Origin of the sequence: Mycobacterium sp. ITM-2016-00317, from assembly GCF_002968295.1 — a bacterium.
GTDB lineage: Bacteria > Actinomycetota > Actinomycetes > Mycobacteriales > Mycobacteriaceae > Mycobacterium.
The window spans coordinates 1,899,076-1,916,684 of the sequence record NZ_CP134399.1; the positions used below are offsets into that span (position 1 = coordinate 1,899,076).

Sequence of the window (17,609 nt, forward strand, 5' to 3'; positions counted from 1 at the left end):
CCGCAACGGGTCGTGGTGTAACTTCGGTGAGCACGACAAGGGGCTATGGCGCAGTTGGTAGCGCACCACACTGGCAGTGTGGGGGTCAGGGGTTCGAATCCCCTTAGCTCCACTCACGGAACGAGCAGTCCAGGGACTCGGTCGCGACGGTCAGCATCGGGTAGGTTCACTGCGATTCAACCCGAGACCGACGCAGCATCTACCGAAAGCCATCATGTCCGAGGACCAGAGCATCGACGTTCCACCGAACCACCTCTCCATTGATCCGAACAGCCCTTTCTTCAGCGAAGAGGCGCTCAGCCGCGATGTCGGCATTCGCTTCAACGGCGCCGAGAAGACCAATGTCGTCGAATACGACGTGGCCGAGGGTTGGGTGCGTGTTGCGGTGCCCACCGCCAAGGATCGCCGCGGGAATCCCATGGTGGTGAAGCTCAGCGGCACGGTTGAGCCGTATTTTCGCCAGGAGAACTAACTCCGGTCGGCGCTGATCCCCGACGTGCAGCGCTGTGCGGCCGTGGAACTCGCCTCTTGCGGTAGGGCATCGACTTGGCCCGATTGATCCGAATGCGGCAGCCCATGATCTTTCCCCGTGGTATCAACGACGAGTCTGTCTACCTGACACGACGTCGAGACGGGGGTTTGCTGTGAACGATCGTGTTGGCCTGTCCGCGCGCGGCACCGCTGTCGCCCGGCCGCGACGGTCGGTCCGTCGTCTTCCGGTGCTCGCGGCGACAGTCGCGATCGTCGCACTGACCGCGGGTTGCAGCGACGGTAGCGGTCCGACCGAGGCAACGGGCACGTCAACCGCGCCGGCGACCACCACCGCGCCGGCGGCCACATCGCCGGCCCCAACGTCCCCCGCGACGCCGCCGAAATCCAAGAAGGACAGTCTTCCGAAGTAGCAGTGCTGAGCGAATGCTCAGCAATCTGCGGACGCGGCACTCGTCCTCGGTGTAGCTTCCGCTGCATGCCCTTGGAGCTGGCCTCGTTCTTCCGGACGACCCTGCCGCTCGACCTCACCGGGCTCGACGCTCTCGATGATGGCCGCTACCACTCCCTTTGGCTGCCCGATCACCTCGTCAGCTTCTGGCCGGACTCGATCTGGACGACCGAGTTCACCGACCTCGCCGAAGTCTCGCCGTCGCCGCACCGCTACCTGGACGCCCTCACCGTCGCCGGTGCCGTCGCAACCCGCACCACCCGCACGCGGGTCGCCACGAGCGTCCTCGACACCGTCCGCCGCCACCCGGTGATGCTGGCCCAGTCGGCACTGACCCTGAGCCATCTCTCGGAAGGCCGATTCATCCTGGGGCTCGGTGCCGGCGAGCGCGAGAACCTGGCTCCCTACGGCTTCGACCACCGCGGCACGGTGAGCCGGTTCGCCGAGGCGCTCCGGTTGATCCGGCTGCTCTGGGACACCGACGGGCCCGTCGACTTCGCCGGCCGGTACTTCACGCTGGAGCACGCCCGGCTCGACGCCGAGCTGCACCCCACCGGACCGCCACCGATCTGGATCGGCGCCAACGGTCCCCGCATGCTGCAGCTGGTCGGTGAGTTTGGCGACGGCTGGTGGCCGACGGGCAGCGCCGGGCCCGAGACGTACGCGAACCAACTGGCATGCATCCGGCACGCAGCCGACCAGGCCGGGCGCGACCCGGACGCGATCACGCCCGCGAAAATGGTGGTCTGCCTCATCGGCGAACCCGACGAGCTCGGCGAGATTCTGCAACGCCCGCTGGTGAAGTCGCTGGTGCTGCAGCTGACGGCCGAGGCGCTGGCCGCCGCCGGTCACCGGCATCCGATGGGGGAGCACTGGCGCGGCATCCAGGACATCGACCCGCGCGTGCTGACCCGCGACCGACTGCTCCGGCTCTTCGAGCAGGTGGACCCGGCGGCGATCCTGTCCGTCGTTCCGCACGGTACCCCGAAGCAGGTGGCTGGGCAGATCGCCGGCTTCGGCGAGGCCGGTGCCCGGGTCGTCTCGGTGCTCGACTACAGCGGAATGGCTGGGCAGGCCTACGCCGCCGCATCGACACGCAAGGTCCGCGAGGTCGAGGACACACTGCTGCAGCTCACAGGAAGCACGCCATGACACTCTTGGACGCCGACGTCCTCATCGCCGACGCGCAGAAATCGACAGGGCACACCGACTTCGGCGACGACACCCTGCCCGCGCGCGTGGCGCTGGTCGTCGACCGGCTCAACAGCGCTGACCTCGCGGACAGCGGGTCGCGGGCAGCCGCCCACACGATCAAGGGACTGCTGACCCGCCGTCTGCGCTTCATGGCCGACCGCGCACGCCTACCGCTTGCGGCCGTACAGATATCGGCCCCGCTCTTCGCCACGGGCGAGCCGCGGTCGGGCACGACGCTGCTGCACGCGCTGCTCGCCGAGGACGAGGATTCGCGGGCCCTGCGGTTCTGGGAGGTCATGTATCCCTCGCCGCCACCGGGTCCGGCCGTCGACGACGATCCGCGCCGGGCTCAGGCCGATGCCGACTGGCGGGAGATTCTGGACCGCATCCCGCCGTGGATCGTCAGCCACCCCTACAACGATCTGCTCGGCGACGGGCTGCCCGAATGCGAACGCACGTGGGCCTTCGACTTCCGTGCGACGAACCCGAGCGCGTGGTGGCGAGTTCCGTTGGCAATTCAGAACTTTGCACAGGATTATCACGCGCAGTACGCGCTGCACCGGATGGTGCTGCAGCACATCCAATACACCCGGCCGCCGAAGCGATGGGTGCTCAAGGGCTTCCACGGCCGACGCCTGCGAGCACTCTTCGACACCTACCCCGATGCCCGCATCGTCTGGGTGCACCGCGACCCCGTGCAGGTGCTCGCCTCGCAGATCGTGGCCTTCGGGCAGATCAACGAAAGCCTCGCCGGGACACTGGACTGGGATCAGTACGCCAACGCCACGATCGAGGGGTCGCGGGCCAACTTCCACGCCTACCTCACCGACCCGCTCGTGGCCGACCCACGCATTCATCACGTCCGCTACCGCGACTTCGTCGCCGACCCGGTCGCCACGATCGGCGGCTTCTACGACTTCGCCGGAGTGCCGTTCACGGCCAACGCCGAGAAGGCGATGCGCGACTACCTCGTCACCAATCGCAGCGACCGGTACGGCAAGTTCACCTACTCCACTGACGTCCTGCCGGTTCCCGTGCAGCGACTACACGACGAATTCGCCGCCTATCGCGAACGTTTCGGCATCGACATCGAGACGAGGCGCTGATGGCCTTCGGTGACAGCGACGACGACGTGGCGCTGCGTGCGGCATGGCACGAATTCTGCGACCGGCTCAAGGCGGCAGGGGATCTCGCGTTCAAGGACACTTCGCCGGCCAATGCCCTGCAGCGCGCCGACGCCTTCCGCTACCTGACGCAGAACCTCGGTCAGGCCTACGATCTCGCGTTGGAGACCAAGAACACCCGCTATCCGATGATCCATCCGTTCTGCGGGCCTGCCCGCAAGCTCGGCGGCGACAACGCCGACTTCGTCTATCTACAGGCGTGGATCGACGGCGCCTCGACGTACCGGATCGCGGGCGACCGCGGCACGGCGCGATTCATCAACTTCACCGTCCAGGGCCCGCGGCCCGAGAAGGACGTCTACTACGGCGCCGATCACCCGAACCTGCACGAGCCCTTCGGCGACACCCCCGAGGCGAACATCACCGGCGACGACCTGGTGACCGAGCCCGACGGCAGCTTCGTCCTCTACATCGGTGGGCAGCGGCGCGAGCCGAACTGGCTGCCGACCACGCCCGGTTCGCGAAAGCTGTTCATGCGGCAGGGGTTCGACTCCTGGACCGAGCGCTCGGCACAGTTCAGCATCGAGCGCATCGACATGGACGAGGCACGCCCCGTGCCGACACCGCAGGAGCTGATCGCGTCGATGCAGTGGGCCGGCGACTTCCTCACCGGGGTGATGGCGGACTGGCCGGACCGCGAACTGCAGATCGGCTCGCTCTTCGGCGAACCCGAGCCGAACGTGTTCCCCGGTGCGCGTTTCGCCGGCACGGCGGAGCAACGCGATACGCGCCGCGGCCGGCTGATCGTCACGATGCCGTGGCGTCTCGGCCCGGACGACGCGTTGATCTTCGAGTTCGCCGACGACGGCGAGTTCTGGATGCTCACCAACATGGGCGCGTTCTGGAACAGCATGGACTACCTGTACCGGTCGGTCAGCCACACCCCGAGCAGATCGGCGATCGACGCCGACGGCCGGGTGCGAATGGTGATGGCGCACAACGACCCCGGCGTGCACAACTGGATCGACACCCAGCGCTTCAGCGAGGGCTACCTGACCATGCGCGTCATCGGAAGCCGGCAGCTGCCCGAGGTCAGCACCACCGTCGTGGCCGCCTCCGAGCTGGACACCGTCCTGCCGGCCGACACCCGGCGCGTCACCCCCGAGGAGCGGGCCGGGCAACTCCACGCACGCTTCGACGCCATCCGCGACAGGTACAGGATCTGACATGGACCCGACATTGGAGACCCTTGCCGCGTCGGCGTTCGACAACGTCTACCACGTGGGCCATGTCGTCCCCGATCTGCTCTCGGCCATGGACTCGCTCGCCGGCGCCATGCAGATCACGTGGGCACCGCCCTTCGAGATGCGCAGCGGCTTCACCCGCCCGGACGGATCCGCCGACGACCAGCCCGTGCGCCTGGCGTTCTCCACGTCCGGCCCGCCGTACCTGGAGCTGATCGAGGTCGTCGCTGCCCCCGATTCGATTTTCGCCGAACCGAGGCTCGGCGGCATGCACCACATGGGCTACTACGCACAGAGCTGGCGCGACGACACCGCACGGTTGCAGGACGACGGGTGGGAGCTGGAACGCACCGGTTCCGGCGTGGCGTTCCTGCGCGACCCACGCAGCGGGCTGCGCGTGGAGGTGGTGAGCGCCAAGGGCCGCGACTTCCTGAGCCGGGTGCTCAGCGGTGAGATGGCCGAGGCTTACCCGCTGACCGTGCGCCCGTGACCGCGGTCGCCCACACCTCGTACGGAGCGCTGCGTGGCGACTCGACCGGATCCGGCGCATGTGGAGACCCCGTCGCCTTTCGCGGGGTGCCGTACGCGGCACCGCCGACGGGCGAACGGCGTTGGCGTCCACCGCAACCCGTGCCGAGGTGGGCCGGCGTACGCGAGGCGGTCGCGTTCGGGCCGATCGCCCCGCAGGACATCTCGCCGCAGCGGCTGGCCAAACGCGGCCTCACGATGAGCGAGGACTGCCTCACGCTCAACATCTGGACACCCGCGGTCGACGACAACCGCCGACCCGTGCTGGTCTTCCTGCACGGCGGCGGGCAGGCGCAGGGGCACGGATCGGCTCCGCTGCTCGACGGTGCGCGGCTCGCCCGGCGGGGCGACATCGTGGTGGTGACGCTGAACTTCCGGCTCGGTGTGCTGGGGTCGCTCTACGCGCCGGACTGGCACGGCGCCGGCTCGAGCAACCTGGCACTGCGCGACCAGAGGCACGCGCTGCAGTGGGTGCGCGAGGAGATCGGCGCTTTCGGCGGCAACCCCTGCGCTGTCACGGTGGCGGGGCAGTCGTCTGGCGCGATCGCGATATCGGCTCTGCTCGCCGGAGGGTGCGACCTGTTCGACCGGGTGATCCTGCAGAGCGGCGGCCTGGAGCGCGTGCGCTCGACGGCCGCCGCTGCGGCCGTGGCCGCGCAGCTCGGTGCCCTGAGATGCGGCGAGGAACCGACCGTCGAGGAGATCCTTGCCGCGCAACGCGGCATCGACAGCGGATTCGTGCCGCCGCAGGGACCGTTCCATCCCTGCATCGACGGCGACGTGATCGTCGAGCATCCGTTGGTGACCGCACAGACGCGTGACCTGCCGGCAATCCCGATCCTGGCCGGGACGACACGCGACGAATGGCGGATCTTCGACGCGATGCTCGACGAGGGCGTCTTCACGGAGAAGTACGTGCGGAACAGGGCGCGTGAGCTCGCCGGGGTTGGTCACGAGGTCGACGCGGTGGTTGCGGCCTACGGTGCCGACCAGCGCACGCCACGCAATGTCGCCAGCGCGATGGTCACCGACTACCACTTCACCGCACCGACCGAGCAGTTCGCCCGCGCACACGCCGACCGCGGCAACCCGGTGTTTCGCTACGAACTGCAATGGCCCTCTCCGCGTGTGGAATTGGGGGCATGTCACGATTCGTGCCTGCCTCTTACTTTTGGCAACCTGGACGCCGCGCCCGCGCTGGTCGGCAACGACGCGGCGGCGCGCCACATGTCGGATGCCGTTCAGGAGCTGTGGCTGCAATTCATCCGCGGGGGAGAGCCGTGGGAACGCTACGACGGCGCCGGCGGTTCCACGCTGCTGCTCGGCCCCGAGCCCGGAATCGCCCGCGGCCACCGCGCAGAGCAACTCGCCCTCTGGGAGAATCGCTATCCCGCCTACGGGTGATGGTGCGTGAGGTCGGCAGGTCGGCCCGAGTTCGTCGGCTGGCAACCGATACCTCCGGCGAGATCGGCATAGTGCTGTACGCATCCATACCTAGAGCTTTAGGCCCGGTCGCCTTGTCGCAGCCGCGGCGGCGACCTCATCCCTGGGTAGCCGGGAAAACGCGTCGGCCTCAGCGCCGTTGCTCGAAGCGCTGAGTTTCTACGCGCCCGGCCGACATGACGCCCGCGTTCGCCGCACTCGACCGCGTCCTTGAGCGGGTCTGCACCACACACCGGAGGCCGCCCGGCACGGGTAGCCGGTAGGTGCCGCCGGGGCAGCGCTCCGGCCGTTCTACGATCTGAGTCCGAAAGGATGATGCCGTGACTACCGACCCCACAGGCCAGCTGTCGCCCGACGACGCCGCGACGACCGGAGTCCAATTCGTCCTGACCTTGTCGTGCCCGGATCGCGCCGGAATTGTGCAAGCCGTCGCCAACGCGCTGGTCGAGGCCGACTGCTCGATCACCGACAGCCAGCAGTTCAGCGACGCGCCGTCGCGACGGTTCTTCATGCGGGTGGCCTTCGTGCGCGAGAGCGGCCCGATCGCCCGGGACTCGCTGGGATCCGTCATCTCCAGGCACGTCGACGGTTTCGGCATGTCGTGGCAGCTCTACGACGCCGCGGACCGGCACCGCATCGTGGTGATGGTCTCAAAGCAGGGACATTGCTTGTCGGACTTGCTGTTCCGGGTGCATTCCGGGTTGTTGCCGGTCGACATCGTGGCCGTGGTCTCCAACCACCCCGACTTCGAGGAGCTGACCCGCTGGTACGGCATCCCGTTCCACCACGTTCCGGTCACCAAGGAGTCCAAGCCTCACGCGGAGGACGCGCTGCGGGAGATCATCGCCCGGTACTCCGCGGACACCGTCGTGTTGGCCCGGTACATGCAGGTGCTGTCGAACGAGCTGTGCCGCGAGCTCGAGGGCCGGGCCATCAACATCCACCACAGCCTGCTGCCGAGTTTCAAGGGTGCCCGGCCCTACTACCAGGCCTACGATCGCGGCGTGAAGGTCATCGGAGCCACAGCCCACTATGTGACCGCCGATCTCGACGAGGGTCCCATCATCGAGCAGGACTTCGTCCGGGTGGACCACACCCGTGACCCGGGGGAACTCGCCGCGATGGGCCGCGACAACGAGGCGCTGGCGCTGGCGCGCGCGGTGAAGTGGCATGCGGAGCGGCGGGTGCTGCTGTTCGGTAACCGGACCATCGTCTTCACCTAGCCAGGGGTGACCGCGACGCAGCGCGCAGACCTGCAGCGCCGCCGCGCATACGGATCGCGGTGTGCGACTCCGAGACGGTCAGGCCGCGCGGTTGTCGGGTGGTGCGGGTCCGCCGGGTTCGCCGGGATGGTCGGCAGTTCGTGGGGTGTCCGGTTCGGTGTCGCGGATTTCATCGCCAGCCGTAGGTGCGGGGTTGTCGGGTTCGGGGTCCTCGGGTCGTCGGAGGAGTCGTTCGGGTTGGTGGTAGTTGTTGAGCCGGGCCTGCCCTCGGTCCAGGTGTGGTGGTGGGTCCCATTCGACCTCGCAGCGCTGGTTCATCCTTGTGGTCCAGCCGCCGTTCTGGTCGACGCTGCGGTTGTGTGGTCCGCAGGCCAGGCCGAGTTCGTCGACATTGGTGTTGCCGCCGTTGGCCCAATCAGCGACCACGTGATGGACCTGGGAACCGTACGCGCCGACAGTGCAGCACGGCTTCGTGCAGCCCCCGTCACGCGCGATCAGCATGATCCGCTGCGCCGGGGACGCGACCCGCCTGGTGCGGAACAGGTCCAGCGCCGACCCGGTGGCTCGGTCGAACACCGCCAGATAGTGGTTGGCGTGCCCGGCCATCCGGATCACCTCGGCGATCGGTAGCACGGTGCCGCCGCCGGTGGTGCCGACCCCGGCCCGCGATTCCAGATCCTGAAGCGTGGTCCGGATGATCACCGACACCGGTAACCCGTCCAAGTTCCCGAGTTCCCCACTCATCAACGCAATACGGCCAGCCGCAACCAGCGCGTCGTGCTGACGCTGGGCCAGGCTGCGATGGTCGTTGTCGATCTGGGCCTGCGACGGGGTCCCCGAGATGCACGGTTCCGGATCGTCGGGATTACACATCCCGGGCGCGGCGAACTTCGCGAAAATCGCCTCCCACACCGCACGCGCTTCCGGGGTCAACGTCGCCGACAAATCAGTCATCGCGTCGGGGCGCTGCTTACCCAGTGTGACGCCGCGTTTGCGGGCGCGCTCGGTGTCATCGGGTTCGGGCCCGTCCTGATCGAGCAGGAACAACGTCCGATCCGCAGAGTCCTTCAGCTCCTTGGGTCCGTTGCCGACCGCGGTATGGACGAGGTCGAGTTCGATCAACTCGCGGGTGGCGGTGTCGACCCAGCCCGGCACTTTGTTCAGCGATCGGCGAATCACGTCGACGTGTTCGGCGTTGATCAGCCCGTAGGCTTGGGCGGCCGCGGTCGCGGGCAGCACCGGTGGCAGGGTCGGTCCGGTCACCGATGGCCGCGGCGCCAACACCGCGGCCTCGGTCAACCGCCGGTGGGCCTCATCAGACGAGATTCGCCACCGGACGGTCAACACCTCTTTCCACGATTTCGCACCCATCTGCTGCGGAGTCGCCTCGACCTGCAACCGCGCCAACAACCGATGCCCCACCGCCGGCAATTGGCACGACAAGGTTTCCAGCTCATCCAGGGCCGCAACAAGATCGGGGCGGGTCAGCAGATCCACCTCACTGCCGGCCACCTCATCGAAGGCATCCCGCAACGCGGTCATCGCGTGCTGTAGGTCCCCACCCGACATACTTCGAACATACATTCGACCACCGACAAATCCGCGTCGCGGCCGAGCGGCGACGCCTAGCCGGTGGCCGGATACGTCTTGACGATCGCGCCGTCCTCACCGCTGTGCCGCAGTTGCACATAGCGGTGCTGCGTGGGCACCAGCCTGGCGTGCTCCTCGAAGTCCGCTTCGGCCTCCGCGAGCGTGGTGTCGCGTGAGATCGTCTGCGCATCGCGGTCGCGAACGTCGCCGACCACGACGTCGAAGGTGCCTTCGTCGGGCTCGGTCATCGCCGTCCTCCCTCGGCGGACTGGGCTTCCAGTACCCGAGCGCCCCGCTTGTACAGAGCCCAGCCGCCGGCGATCAGCAGCGCGCCGAAGATCAGGAACCCGATGTCCCACGACAGTGGGGCGCCGAGGTCGTCTCGCACGTGGTGGATGCCGAGAATCTGATGGTTGATCAGCCCCTCCACCACGTTGAAGATGCCCCAGCCGGCGAGCAGCAGCCCGAAGTGGAACGACCACGTCGGTGCCAGCCGGCCTTTCCGCCAGGCCACCACGGTCAGCAACGTGCCCGCCCACACCAGCAGCCAGGTTCCGACGTGAAAGAAGCCGTCGGCGAGGACGTTGACCTCCAGGCCGGCCACCGTGTCCGTCGGGTACTCGTCGACGTGGCTGACCATGTGATGCCACTGGAGTATCTCGTGCAGGACGATGCCGTCGATGAAGCCGCCGAGGCCGAGGCCGAGCAACAGGGCCGGCGCGATGCTGGGCTTCTGCGGGAGGACCGATGGCTCGCGGGTCAGGGATCTCGACATGGCGGGGGCTTACCCATCGACCGGCGCCGGAAACGCCCGTTTGGGGCGCCGCCTCCCACGGAGACGGCGACCCGCCGTCCGCTCAGGCGGCCGCGTCGGTCTTCGCCGTGGTGCCGTCGCCCTTCGTCGACGTGGAGTCCGCCGCGCCCGAATCCGCCGGGGAACTCGTGTGCGACTCGGCGCTCGACTCCGGGGCGGTATGCGGGCGTTGACCGAAGCGGCGGAGATCTATCGACGCGTCGGTGCGGTGTCGGGAAGCCGTTCTGTGGCAGGGCTTCTGCGCAGGCACGGCGTCAACGACGTCCGCATCGGAACTGGGTGTCTCACCGAACACCGTGAACACACATCTGCGGTCGGTCTTCCGCAAGCTCGACGTCCGGTCGCGTGTCCCGCTGACCATCGCATTGCGAGAGCAGCCCGGTCTGGCCGAGCAACTCGGCTGACGGAGAACGGCCCCCTCGTGCCGAGGGGGCCGTTCCGTGGCGGGGACCTTGTTACTCGCCGCTGTCCGACTTGCCGCTGTCGGACTTGCTGTCGGACTTGCCGCTGTCGCCGGCATCCGAGGAATCGCCGGCCGAGCCGCTGCCGGTATCCGGCGACTCGCCGCCGGCGTCCGTATCGGATGCCGCGTCGTCGGACTCGTCCGCCGAGTCGTCCGCCGAGTCGGTCGTGTCCTCGTCGGTCACGTCGTCTTCGGTCACGTCGTCTTCGGTGACGTCATCGGACTCCTCCTCGGTGGCGTCCTCCGCCGGATCGGCGACGGTCTCGTCCTCGGCTGCGTCCTCGTCGTCGACCGGTGTGGTCGTGTCGGTGGGCGTCGGCTCGGCCGGGGCGGTGGTGCCGGCGTCCTCGTCGGGCACCGCGGTGGCGGCGTCCTCCTCGGTGCCGGTGCTGACGGGCAGCGTCACCAGGCTGTCGCCGCCGGCCAGCGCGGGCGACGACACCAGGCTCAATTCGTCTGCCGCCGTGCCGGTCTCGGTGTCCTCGTCACCCGCCGCCACCCCGGCCAGCGCCGCGGCGATCGCCTTGGGCAGCTGCACGAAGAACGCATCGATGGGGCCGTCCTTGCTGAACACGCCCGGGAAGAACTCCCATTCGGCCGCCACGCTCGGCTGGTATCCGTTCAGGAAGGCGTTCAGCACCTTGGCGGGGGCGTTGATCACCTCGCTGATCGCCGTGACCCAGTCGCCGTCGTAGATCGAGGCGGAGACGACGTTCAGGATGTCGGTCAGCTGGTAGACCGCGGTGATCGGGGGGCTCAGCAGCGAGTACGCGTAGCCGGTGGTCGCGTTGTCGGCGACCAGCAGCACGTCGAGCACCGCGGCCACCGACTTCAGGCCGAAGTCCCGGGCGATCTCGCCCGGGATCTTGAAGATCGGCTCCAGCGGCCAGCCCAGTTCACCGAGGCCGAAGATGTTCCAGCTGGTGATCGTCGCGAACGCCTTGGTGAACTGTCCCTGCAGGACGAAGTCCCAGGCAGTCTGCAGTGCCTCCGGCAGCTTGCCGTAGTGCTCGGCGGAGCCGGCGGCCGACTCCTTCAGGCCGGTGCCGATCGTGGTGGCGTACGTGGAGAGGTTGCCGAAGAACTGCTCGAATCCCGGGAACGGATTGAACACCGCGGTGGCGATCTCGCTGTACAGCGACGAGGCGGTGATGATCTCCCACGCCGCGGGCAGACCCTCGGTGAGGATGCCTGCGCCCTGGGTGCCCAGGTTGCGCACGGTGGTGGTGATGGTGTCACCGACCACGCCGATCGGATCGATCCAGCCGGAGAGCTCGACGGCGCGCTCCTGCACGACCGGGAGGGTGGGCGCCACCGGATTGATGGCGATCACCGACGCCCCGGCGATTGCCACAGCTGCACCCAGCAACTTGGTCGGGCGGGGCGAGGACGCGGAAAGCTCAGGCCAGTAGCGGTGAGCCGGTTCGGCACGGCGGGCCAGTTGCACAGTGACTCCTGAAAATGTGAGAGAGGGATCAGCCGGGGAGGCTTCCTGAAGATTAGCTGTGCCTAACCTAAGTAACAAGCCCTACCGCAGCGATCAGCTACGCACGAATAGTTAACTGAAATGCCGCTATCCGCCCGCACGCAAAGAACGTTGAGGCGTGGGCGGACGGAGCGGGCCGCGGGCAACCCGGGGCTGCCTGACCGACGCGAACGTTATCCAACCGGCCGCCGGCTGTGGGCGCCACGTCCCGCCGACGTGGCTCAAATCACGTCGGCGCGTCAGTGCTGAGCGCGGCGGGCCAGCCGGGCCGGATCGCGGATGATGGTCGTCTTGCCCCGCTGCTCGATCCACCCGCGCTGGGCGAAATCCGACAGGGCCTTGTTGATCGTCTCCCGCGAGGATCCGGCCAATTGGGCGATCTCCTCCTGGGTGAGGCCGTGCTCGACCCGCAGCGCGCCGTCCTGCTGGGTGCCGAAACGGCGGGCGAGGTCGAGAAGCTGCTTGGCGACGCGGCCGGGGACGTCGGTGAAGATCAGGTCGCACAACGCATCGTTGGTGCGGCGCAGCGGCGGGCGAGTACACGCAGCAGCTGGTCGGCGATCTCCGGGCGCTCGGCGATCCAGACCCGCAACGCATCCCGGTCCATGGTGACCGCCTGCACCGCGGTCAGGGTGGTCACCGAGGACGTCCTCGGGCCCGGGTCGAAAATGGCGAGCTCGCCGAACATGTCGGCAGGCCCCATCAGCGTCAGCAGGCTCTCGCGGCCGTCGGGGGTGGCGCAGCCGACCTTCACCGTTCCCGCCGTGATGATGTAGAGCCGGTCGCCGAGTTCACCTTCGTTGAAGACCCGGTGACCCCGCGGAAAAGAAACCTCCTGGAGTTGGCTGCACAATGCCGCCACCGCGCTCGGGTCCACACCCTGGAAGATGGCGGCCCGGGCCAGAACTTCGTCCACGCTGTCCTTTCTCGCTCTCACGACCCCCGCTCCGGGCGTAGCCGGCGGAGGTGTTACATGACTGAGAGCACGGGTAACCTACCAGGTGAAGTGCGATTTCCGCGACCTCGCCTGTCCGGCTGCCGGTCACCGAACTACCGAAAACGCCACGAGCGCAATGACTTCAGTGTGGCTTCAGTCAGTCGACGGCGATTCCCAGAGGTTCGCACAGGGACAGGAAGGCGACGGCGAACGGGTTCTCCGCGGTGTCCCGGCGCAGCTGGGGCCAGTCGAGTTGCTCGCGGACCGCGCGCACCGGCGGGATCAGGCGAGAGAAGTCGCAGTGGTGCTCGTGCAGGGCCCGCAGCTTCTGGGTCACCACTTCGGTGGGGGACAGGACGGGCACCGTGAGCGCGAGCACTTCGCGCATCTGGGCCCGGTCGATCATCTCCCGGTCCACCGGCACCTGATTGATCCGGTGCAGCACGTCGATCAGTGGAGGCTCGTCCACCCCTAGGGCGGCCTTGAACAGCCAGTCCTCGGGCGGCCTGCGGATGTCGAAGCCGGCCTTGGACAGCGTTGCGGCCGCCGCCTCGGCGTCGCCCTCGGCGACCACGAAATCGACGTCGTGGGTCGGTTCGGGGCCGCCGTGCACCCACAGCGCGTAGCTGCCCGCCAGTGCGAACGGCGGGCCCTCGGCCTTCAGCGCGGACGCAGCCCGGCGCAGCGACTCACGCAGCTCGTGGTGGGACATCAGACCCCGTCCGTTGGTTTCCGTTGCAAGGTGGGTAGTGGGGTACCCATGAAGTTGGTGACGTTCAACATCCTGCACGGCCGTACCCTCGGTCACGGTGTGGATCTGGACCGCTTCACCGAATGTGTGGCCGGACTCGACGCCGACATCCTGGCGCTGCAGGAGGTGGACTCGATCCAGGCGCGGTCGGGGCTCGCCGATCTGACCGCACTGGCCGCCGAGGCCATGGGGGCGCGGAGTCACCGCTTCGTGGCGGCCATCGCGGGCACCCCGGGGGCCACCTGGATGGCGGCCACAGGCGAGGAGCAGCCCGGCACCGCGGCGTACGGGGTCGCGCTGTTGTCGCGGTATCCGGCGCTGAACTGGCAGGTCCTCCGGCTGCCGCGGATTCCGTTCCGATTCCCGATGTACCTCAACGCGCCACGCCAGGTGCAGATCATCCACGAGGAGCCCCGGGCGGCGGTGATCGGCCAGTTCGACACCCCGCTGGGCAACCTGACCGTGGTCAACACCCATCTGTCGTTCGTGCCCGGATGGAACCGCGTCCAACTGCGCCGGCTGATCCGCGACGTGCGCGGCCTGCCCTGGCCGCGGATCGTCACCGGCGACCTCAACATGTCCGAGCACGCGGCCCGCCGCTGGACGGGTCTGCGGCAGCTGGCGTCGGCGCCGACGTTTCCGGCCGACCAGCCCACCCGCCAGCTCGATCACGTCCTGACCGACGACCCTGGGCTGGCAGCCGTGGCATGCGAGACCCCGCAGGTGCCGATCTCCGACCACCGGCCACTGGTGGTGCGACTGCAGCGGCGGTGACCGGAAGAGGCTCGCCGCCGGCGACTTCCGGTCTCAGTCCAGGAATCTCGCCCGGTAGGCGGCGAACCGGTCGCTGAGCTCGTCGGGATCCAGGCCGAACATCTCCGGCGAGGTGTGCACCCGGCCGTGCCTGCCGCGGCGGTGCGCCGCCAGATAACGGCCGATCGACCCGCGGGCGTCTTCGGTGAACTGTTCTGCCGCGACGTCGTACACCCTTGCCGCGGTTGCCATCTCGTCGGCCATGAAGTCGTCGAAGCCGATGTCGACCGACCTGGTGGCCGGAATGACGCCACGGTCGCGTATGCAGGTGGTCAGCAGCCGGTCTAGCCGGTCCACCCATGCGCGCGCCACCGTTTCCACGTCGACGCTGTCGCGGTGCATCCGCTCGGAATAGGTCACCATCGCGATCATCGACAGCGCGACCGGCACCGGGTCCCGATGTGTGAACACCACGACGACTCCGGGCATCACCGCGTCGAGCGCGCGTAGCTGACCCAGGTGCTGCGGGGATTTGAGCACCCATCGGCGCCCGCCGCGCAGGAACTGCAGGGCCTTGAGTTGGGTGACCAGATACTGGTACGACGACGTCTGGTCGCTGCTCCAGAAGTACTCCGTCCAGCGCGGCACGTGGGCGAGGGTGTCCATCAGCATCGTCGAGAAGTCGTTGGCCAGCAGCTGGATCTCCTCGTGCGCATGATCCGGGGTCATCTCGTGCATCAGGGCGAAGTGCGGCATCAGCAGGTCCATGGTCTGCACCGCCACCTCCATCCGGGCGATCCGCGGGTCTGGCTCGACCCCCGCCTCGGCGGGCAACGGGAACGGTTCGACGCTCTCCCAGTAGGGCAGGCTGCGGAAGGTCGGCGCCGAGGCCAGCATGTTGTGCAGATGGGTGGTGCCCGATCGGGGCAGCCCGGCGATGACCACCGGCGGGACCAGTTCGATGTCGGCGATCTGCGGATGCCGGGCGACAAGATCGGTCAGCAGCAACCGGTTCTTGAGCCACTGCACGAGCTGGGCGTGGAAGTTCACGACACCCGCCCCGTGCATGTCGATCTCGCGCAGTTCCGCGACATAGCGATCCAGACGTTCGCGGTAGTCGTCCGGGCCGAAGTCGGTCAGTCCGGTGGCCTCGCGGGCCCGGGCGTGCAGAACATCCGGATCCAGCGGGCAGTCCGCCGCCAGTGTCGCCATCATGTCGCGAAGCTGTTGTGCCGCAGGGGAATAGCGCGGCTCGGCGAGGTCGTCGAGATGGACGAGATCCTCTGTGGTATCGGTCACAGCCGATATGTTACTGTGAGTATCGTAATGATGACAGAGGTGGGACGACCCAGGGACCGCGGCATCGACGAAGCGGTACTGCGCGCGACGGTCGAATTGATCAGCGAATCGTCCTACGCAGAACTGTCTCTCGACGCGATCGCCGCTCGGGCGGGCACCAGCAAGCCGGCCATCTACCGACGCTGGCGGGGCAAGGCCCACCTCGTGCACGAGGCGGTCTTCCCGCTCGATGCGTCCACCGGGATTCCCGCGACCGGGTCCCTGCACGGCGACGTGCGCGAGATGCTGGCCACGACGCTGGCGATGTTCAGCGCACCGGCGGCGCGGGCGGCGCTGCCGGGGTTGGTGGGGGAGATGGCCTCGGACCCGACGTTGCACGCGGCCCTGCTGGAGCGGTTCGCCGACGTGCTGGTCGGCGACCTCAGCGCGTTCCTGCAGTCCGCGGCGGACCGCGGCGAGGTGCGCACGGACGTCACCGCGACCCAGCTCGCCGAAGCCGTGGCCGGAATGACGTTGTTGGCGTTGCTCACCCGGGGCACCGACATCGACGCCGACTGGACCGAGCAGACCGCGACCCTGATCACGAAAGGAATCGGTGCATGACCCCGGACGCGCACGAGGCCACCACGGCGTGGCGCGAGCTGCTCGACACCCTGCGCGGCCTCGACGACTCGTTCATGACCGGCCCGAAGGCCGTCACCGACGATCGCCACGTCGCCGACGGCTACCGGATGCTGGCCACCACCCTCGGGGTCGCCTTCGACACCTACCTGTTCGCCGACCCCAGCCGCCCGCGGTGGATCGAGCTGAACTCGCCGTGGCGGCCCGACCGGCGCTGGGGCGGGGACAACACAGACGCCATCTACTACATGTGCCCGGTCGATCCGGCCCGCAGATACCGGATCAGCGGGAATCGCGGTGACAGCGTCTACTTCTCGGTCACCGCGTACAACGAACCGGCGCCGGGGGCGTGGTCGGACCGCATCGTGGCGCTGGTGCGCGACGACGATCTCGACATCGACGACGCGGGCAACTTCAGTTTCGAATTCGGCCCCGAGCCCGACGCCGCGGTGCTGATGACGCGCGACTACCAGGCCGATCCTCTGGTGGGCCGACCGGCAACGTGGCAGATCGAGGCTCTCGAGCCGCCCGCCCCGTTCCGCCACGGCGAGGTCGAGACGGCCGCGGCGCTGCGGGCCGGCGCGGCCTGGCTTCGCACGATGTTCGCGATCCTGCCGCTGACGGTGGGTGTCAGGAACGCCGACGAGCACCGGCTGGGGCATCAGACCGCAATGGCGGCAAATGATTTCGCCGATCCGTACCAGGTGCCCGATGCGAACTTCGGCTGGTCGGCACGCGACGCCTGCTATTCCTACGGCAGTTTCGACCTCGCCGAGAACGAGGCGCTGGTGATCACCCATCTGCCCCCGGACTGCAGGTTCTGGAACCTGGTGGTCTGGAATCAGTTCATGGCGGTGCCGGGCGTGGCCGACGCGCGCAGTTCCGTCAACGGCGCCACTGCCGTGCCCAACAGCGACGGTACGGTGACGGTGGTGGTGTCCCGCGGGATGACCGGTCACCCCAACGCGCTGACCACTCTCGACTATCCGCGCGGGAATCTCGCCTTCCGCTGGTTCATGGCCGACCGGGTGCCGGAGCGGCCGCGGGTCGAGCTGGTCGACATCGCCGACGTGCCGACGGCGGTGAGCTGAGCGCCGACGCGAGGGACTTTGGTCCCACCGGGTGGTGACGGCTTGCCACTTACGCCGAACGCCGCCGTGGCGATACCGTCGTGGTGTCCGAGGGCACCGGTGCCGTCG

General features: G+C 68.2%; 17 protein-coding genes, 1 tRNA gene and 1 pseudogene. 12 read left to right on the plus strand and 7 right to left on the minus strand.

From position 1 onward, the window contains the following. The first annotated feature begins 39 nt into the window (after positions 1-39). The 8 genes from C6A87_RS09025 to purU all read left to right on the plus strand — a co-directional run bounded on the left by C6A87_RS09025 (position 40) and on the right by purU (position 7,696). Positions 40-112, plus strand: a tRNA-Ala gene (locus C6A87_RS09025). A 102-nt stretch (positions 113-214) separates the two neighbouring features. Beyond that, positions 215-472, plus strand: a complete 258-nt coding sequence (locus tag C6A87_RS09030) for a DUF3297 family protein (protein WP_311116920.1) — start codon at positions 215-217, stop codon at positions 470-472. Positions 473-967: 495 nt separating this feature from the next. Then, the gene (locus C6A87_RS09035) at positions 968-2,092 is read left to right on the plus strand and encodes an LLM class flavin-dependent oxidoreductase (protein WP_311116921.1); all 1,125 of its coding nucleotides are present in this window, start codon (positions 968-970) and stop codon (positions 2,090-2,092) included. Further along, a complete protein-coding gene (locus C6A87_RS09040) occupies positions 2,089-3,240 on the plus strand; it encodes a sulfotransferase (protein WP_311116922.1) in 1,152 nt (383 codons plus the stop codon). Before C6A87_RS09035 ends, C6A87_RS09040 begins: the two co-directional genes overlap by 4 nt. Next, positions 3,240-4,484 (plus strand): DUF1214 domain-containing protein, encoded by a 1,245-nt coding sequence (locus tag C6A87_RS09045; RefSeq protein WP_311116923.1) that lies wholly within the window; start codon positions 3,240-3,242, stop codon positions 4,482-4,484. Before C6A87_RS09040 ends, C6A87_RS09045 begins: the two co-directional genes overlap by 1 nt. A 1-nt stretch (position 4,485) precedes the next feature. After that, positions 4,486-4,992, plus strand: a complete 507-nt coding sequence (locus C6A87_RS09050) for a VOC family protein (RefSeq protein ID WP_311116924.1) — start codon at positions 4,486-4,488, stop codon at positions 4,990-4,992. Then, the gene (locus tag C6A87_RS09055; protein WP_311116925.1) at positions 4,989-6,434 is read left to right on the plus strand and encodes a carboxylesterase family protein; all 1,446 of its coding nucleotides are present in this window, start codon (positions 4,989-4,991) and stop codon (positions 6,432-6,434) included. Before C6A87_RS09050 ends, C6A87_RS09055 begins: the two co-directional genes overlap by 4 nt. A 359-nt stretch (positions 6,435-6,793) precedes the next feature. Then, complete coding sequence (purU, locus tag C6A87_RS09060) at positions 6,794-7,696, plus strand: formyltetrahydrofolate deformylase (protein ID WP_311116926.1); 903 nt, start codon at positions 6,794-6,796, stop codon at positions 7,694-7,696. Between the two features lie 78 nt (positions 7,697-7,774). Here the strand turns inward: purU and C6A87_RS09065 are convergent, their stop codons facing one another. The 3 genes from C6A87_RS09065 to C6A87_RS09075 are packed head-to-tail and all read right to left on the minus strand — an operon-like array spanning position 7,775 to position 10,061. Continuing rightward, a complete protein-coding gene (locus C6A87_RS09065; RefSeq protein WP_311116927.1) occupies positions 7,775-9,280 on the minus strand; it encodes an HNH endonuclease signature motif containing protein in 1,506 nt (501 codons plus the stop codon). A 41-nt stretch (positions 9,281-9,321) separates the two neighbouring features. After that, positions 9,322-9,534: a hypothetical protein gene (locus C6A87_RS09070; RefSeq protein WP_311116928.1), complete on the minus strand. Its 213-nt coding sequence runs from the start codon at positions 9,532-9,534 to the stop codon at positions 9,322-9,324. Beyond that, positions 9,531-10,061: a DUF2243 domain-containing protein gene (locus tag C6A87_RS09075; RefSeq protein ID WP_311116929.1), complete on the minus strand. Its 531-nt coding sequence runs from the start codon at positions 10,059-10,061 to the stop codon at positions 9,531-9,533. The genes C6A87_RS09070 and C6A87_RS09075 overlap by 4 nt, the downstream gene beginning before the upstream one ends. 242 nt (positions 10,062-10,303) lie before the next feature. On the opposite strand from C6A87_RS09075, the gene C6A87_RS09080 reads away from it, so the two are divergent. Beyond that, positions 10,304-10,504 carry a LuxR C-terminal-related transcriptional regulator gene (locus C6A87_RS09080; RefSeq protein WP_311116930.1) on the plus strand — a complete coding sequence of 67 codons (201 nt, stop codon included), beginning with the start codon at positions 10,304-10,306 and terminating at the stop codon, positions 10,502-10,504. A 51-nt stretch (positions 10,505-10,555) separates the two neighbouring features. On the opposite strand, the gene C6A87_RS09085 is transcribed toward C6A87_RS09080, so the two are convergent. From C6A87_RS09085 to C6A87_RS09095, 3 genes and pseudogenes are all read right to left on the minus strand, one after another. Further along, positions 10,556-11,917 carry a hypothetical protein gene (locus C6A87_RS09085; RefSeq protein ID WP_311116931.1) on the minus strand — a complete coding sequence of 454 codons (1,362 nt, stop codon included), beginning with the start codon at positions 11,915-11,917 and terminating at the stop codon, positions 10,556-10,558. Between the two features lie 371 nt (positions 11,918-12,288). Continuing rightward, positions 12,289-12,965, minus strand: a pseudogene (locus tag C6A87_RS09090) (Crp/Fnr family transcriptional regulator). 178 nt (positions 12,966-13,143) lie between these two features. Then, positions 13,144-13,698, minus strand: coding sequence for a hypothetical protein (locus C6A87_RS09095; RefSeq protein ID WP_311116932.1), 555 nt, complete (start codon positions 13,696-13,698; stop codon positions 13,144-13,146). 48 nt (positions 13,699-13,746) lie between these two features. Between C6A87_RS09095 and C6A87_RS09100 the strand changes: the two genes are divergently transcribed. Continuing rightward, positions 13,747-14,511, plus strand: coding sequence for an endonuclease/exonuclease/phosphatase family protein (locus C6A87_RS09100; RefSeq protein WP_311116933.1), 765 nt, complete (start codon positions 13,747-13,749; stop codon positions 14,509-14,511). 33 nt (positions 14,512-14,544) lie between these two features. Here the strand turns inward: C6A87_RS09100 and C6A87_RS09105 are convergent, their stop codons facing one another. After that, complete coding sequence (locus C6A87_RS09105; protein WP_311116934.1) at positions 14,545-15,789, minus strand: sulfotransferase; 1,245 nt, start codon at positions 15,787-15,789, stop codon at positions 14,545-14,547. Between the two features lie 27 nt (positions 15,790-15,816). Here C6A87_RS09105 and C6A87_RS09110 point away from each other — a divergent pair, with 27 nt between their 5' ends. Both C6A87_RS09110 and C6A87_RS09115 read left to right on the plus strand, forming a co-directional pair. Further along, positions 15,817-16,392, plus strand: a complete 576-nt coding sequence (locus tag C6A87_RS09110) for a TetR/AcrR family transcriptional regulator (RefSeq protein ID WP_311116935.1) — start codon at positions 15,817-15,819, stop codon at positions 16,390-16,392. Continuing rightward, the gene (locus C6A87_RS09115; protein WP_311116936.1) at positions 16,389-17,501 is read left to right on the plus strand and encodes a DUF1214 domain-containing protein; all 1,113 of its coding nucleotides are present in this window, start codon (positions 16,389-16,391) and stop codon (positions 17,499-17,501) included. The genes C6A87_RS09110 and C6A87_RS09115 overlap by 4 nt, the downstream gene beginning before the upstream one ends. Positions 17,502-17,609: the final 108 nt, after the last annotated feature.

What these genes read in the sequence shown, in the direction of transcription:
- C6A87_RS09040 (WP_311116922.1), top strand. Translation starts at nt 2,089, where the DNA reads ATGACACTCTTGGACGCCGACGTCCTCATCGCCGACGCGCAGAAATCG.
- C6A87_RS09065 (WP_311116927.1), bottom strand. Translation starts at nt 9,280, where the DNA reads ATGTATGTTCGAAGTATGTCGGGTGGGGACCTACAGCACGCGATGACC.
- C6A87_RS09100 (WP_311116933.1), top strand. Translation starts at nt 13,747, where the DNA reads ATGAAGTTGGTGACGTTCAACATCCTGCACGGCCGTACCCTCGGTCAC.
- C6A87_RS09075 (WP_311116929.1), bottom strand. Translation starts at nt 10,061, where the DNA reads ATGTCGAGATCCCTGACCCGCGAGCCATCGGTCCTCCCGCAGAAGCCC.
- C6A87_RS09035 (WP_311116921.1), top strand. Translation starts at nt 968, where the DNA reads ATGCCCTTGGAGCTGGCCTCGTTCTTCCGGACGACCCTGCCGCTCGAC.
- C6A87_RS09030 (WP_311116920.1), top strand. Translation starts at nt 215, where the DNA reads ATGTCCGAGGACCAGAGCATCGACGTTCCACCGAACCACCTCTCCATT.
- C6A87_RS09070 (WP_311116928.1), bottom strand. Translation starts at nt 9,534, where the DNA reads ATGACCGAGCCCGACGAAGGCACCTTCGACGTCGTGGTCGGCGACGTT.
- C6A87_RS09110 (WP_311116935.1), top strand. Translation starts at nt 15,817, where the DNA reads ATGATGACAGAGGTGGGACGACCCAGGGACCGCGGCATCGACGAAGCG.
- C6A87_RS09050 (WP_311116924.1), top strand. Translation starts at nt 4,486, where the DNA reads ATGGACCCGACATTGGAGACCCTTGCCGCGTCGGCGTTCGACAACGTC.
- C6A87_RS09045 (WP_311116923.1), top strand. Translation starts at nt 3,240, where the DNA reads ATGGCCTTCGGTGACAGCGACGACGACGTGGCGCTGCGTGCGGCATGG.
- C6A87_RS09115 (WP_311116936.1), top strand. Translation starts at nt 16,389, where the DNA reads ATGACCCCGGACGCGCACGAGGCCACCACGGCGTGGCGCGAGCTGCTC.
- C6A87_RS09095 (WP_311116932.1), bottom strand. Translation starts at nt 13,698, where the DNA reads ATGTCCCACCACGAGCTGCGTGAGTCGCTGCGCCGGGCTGCGTCCGCG.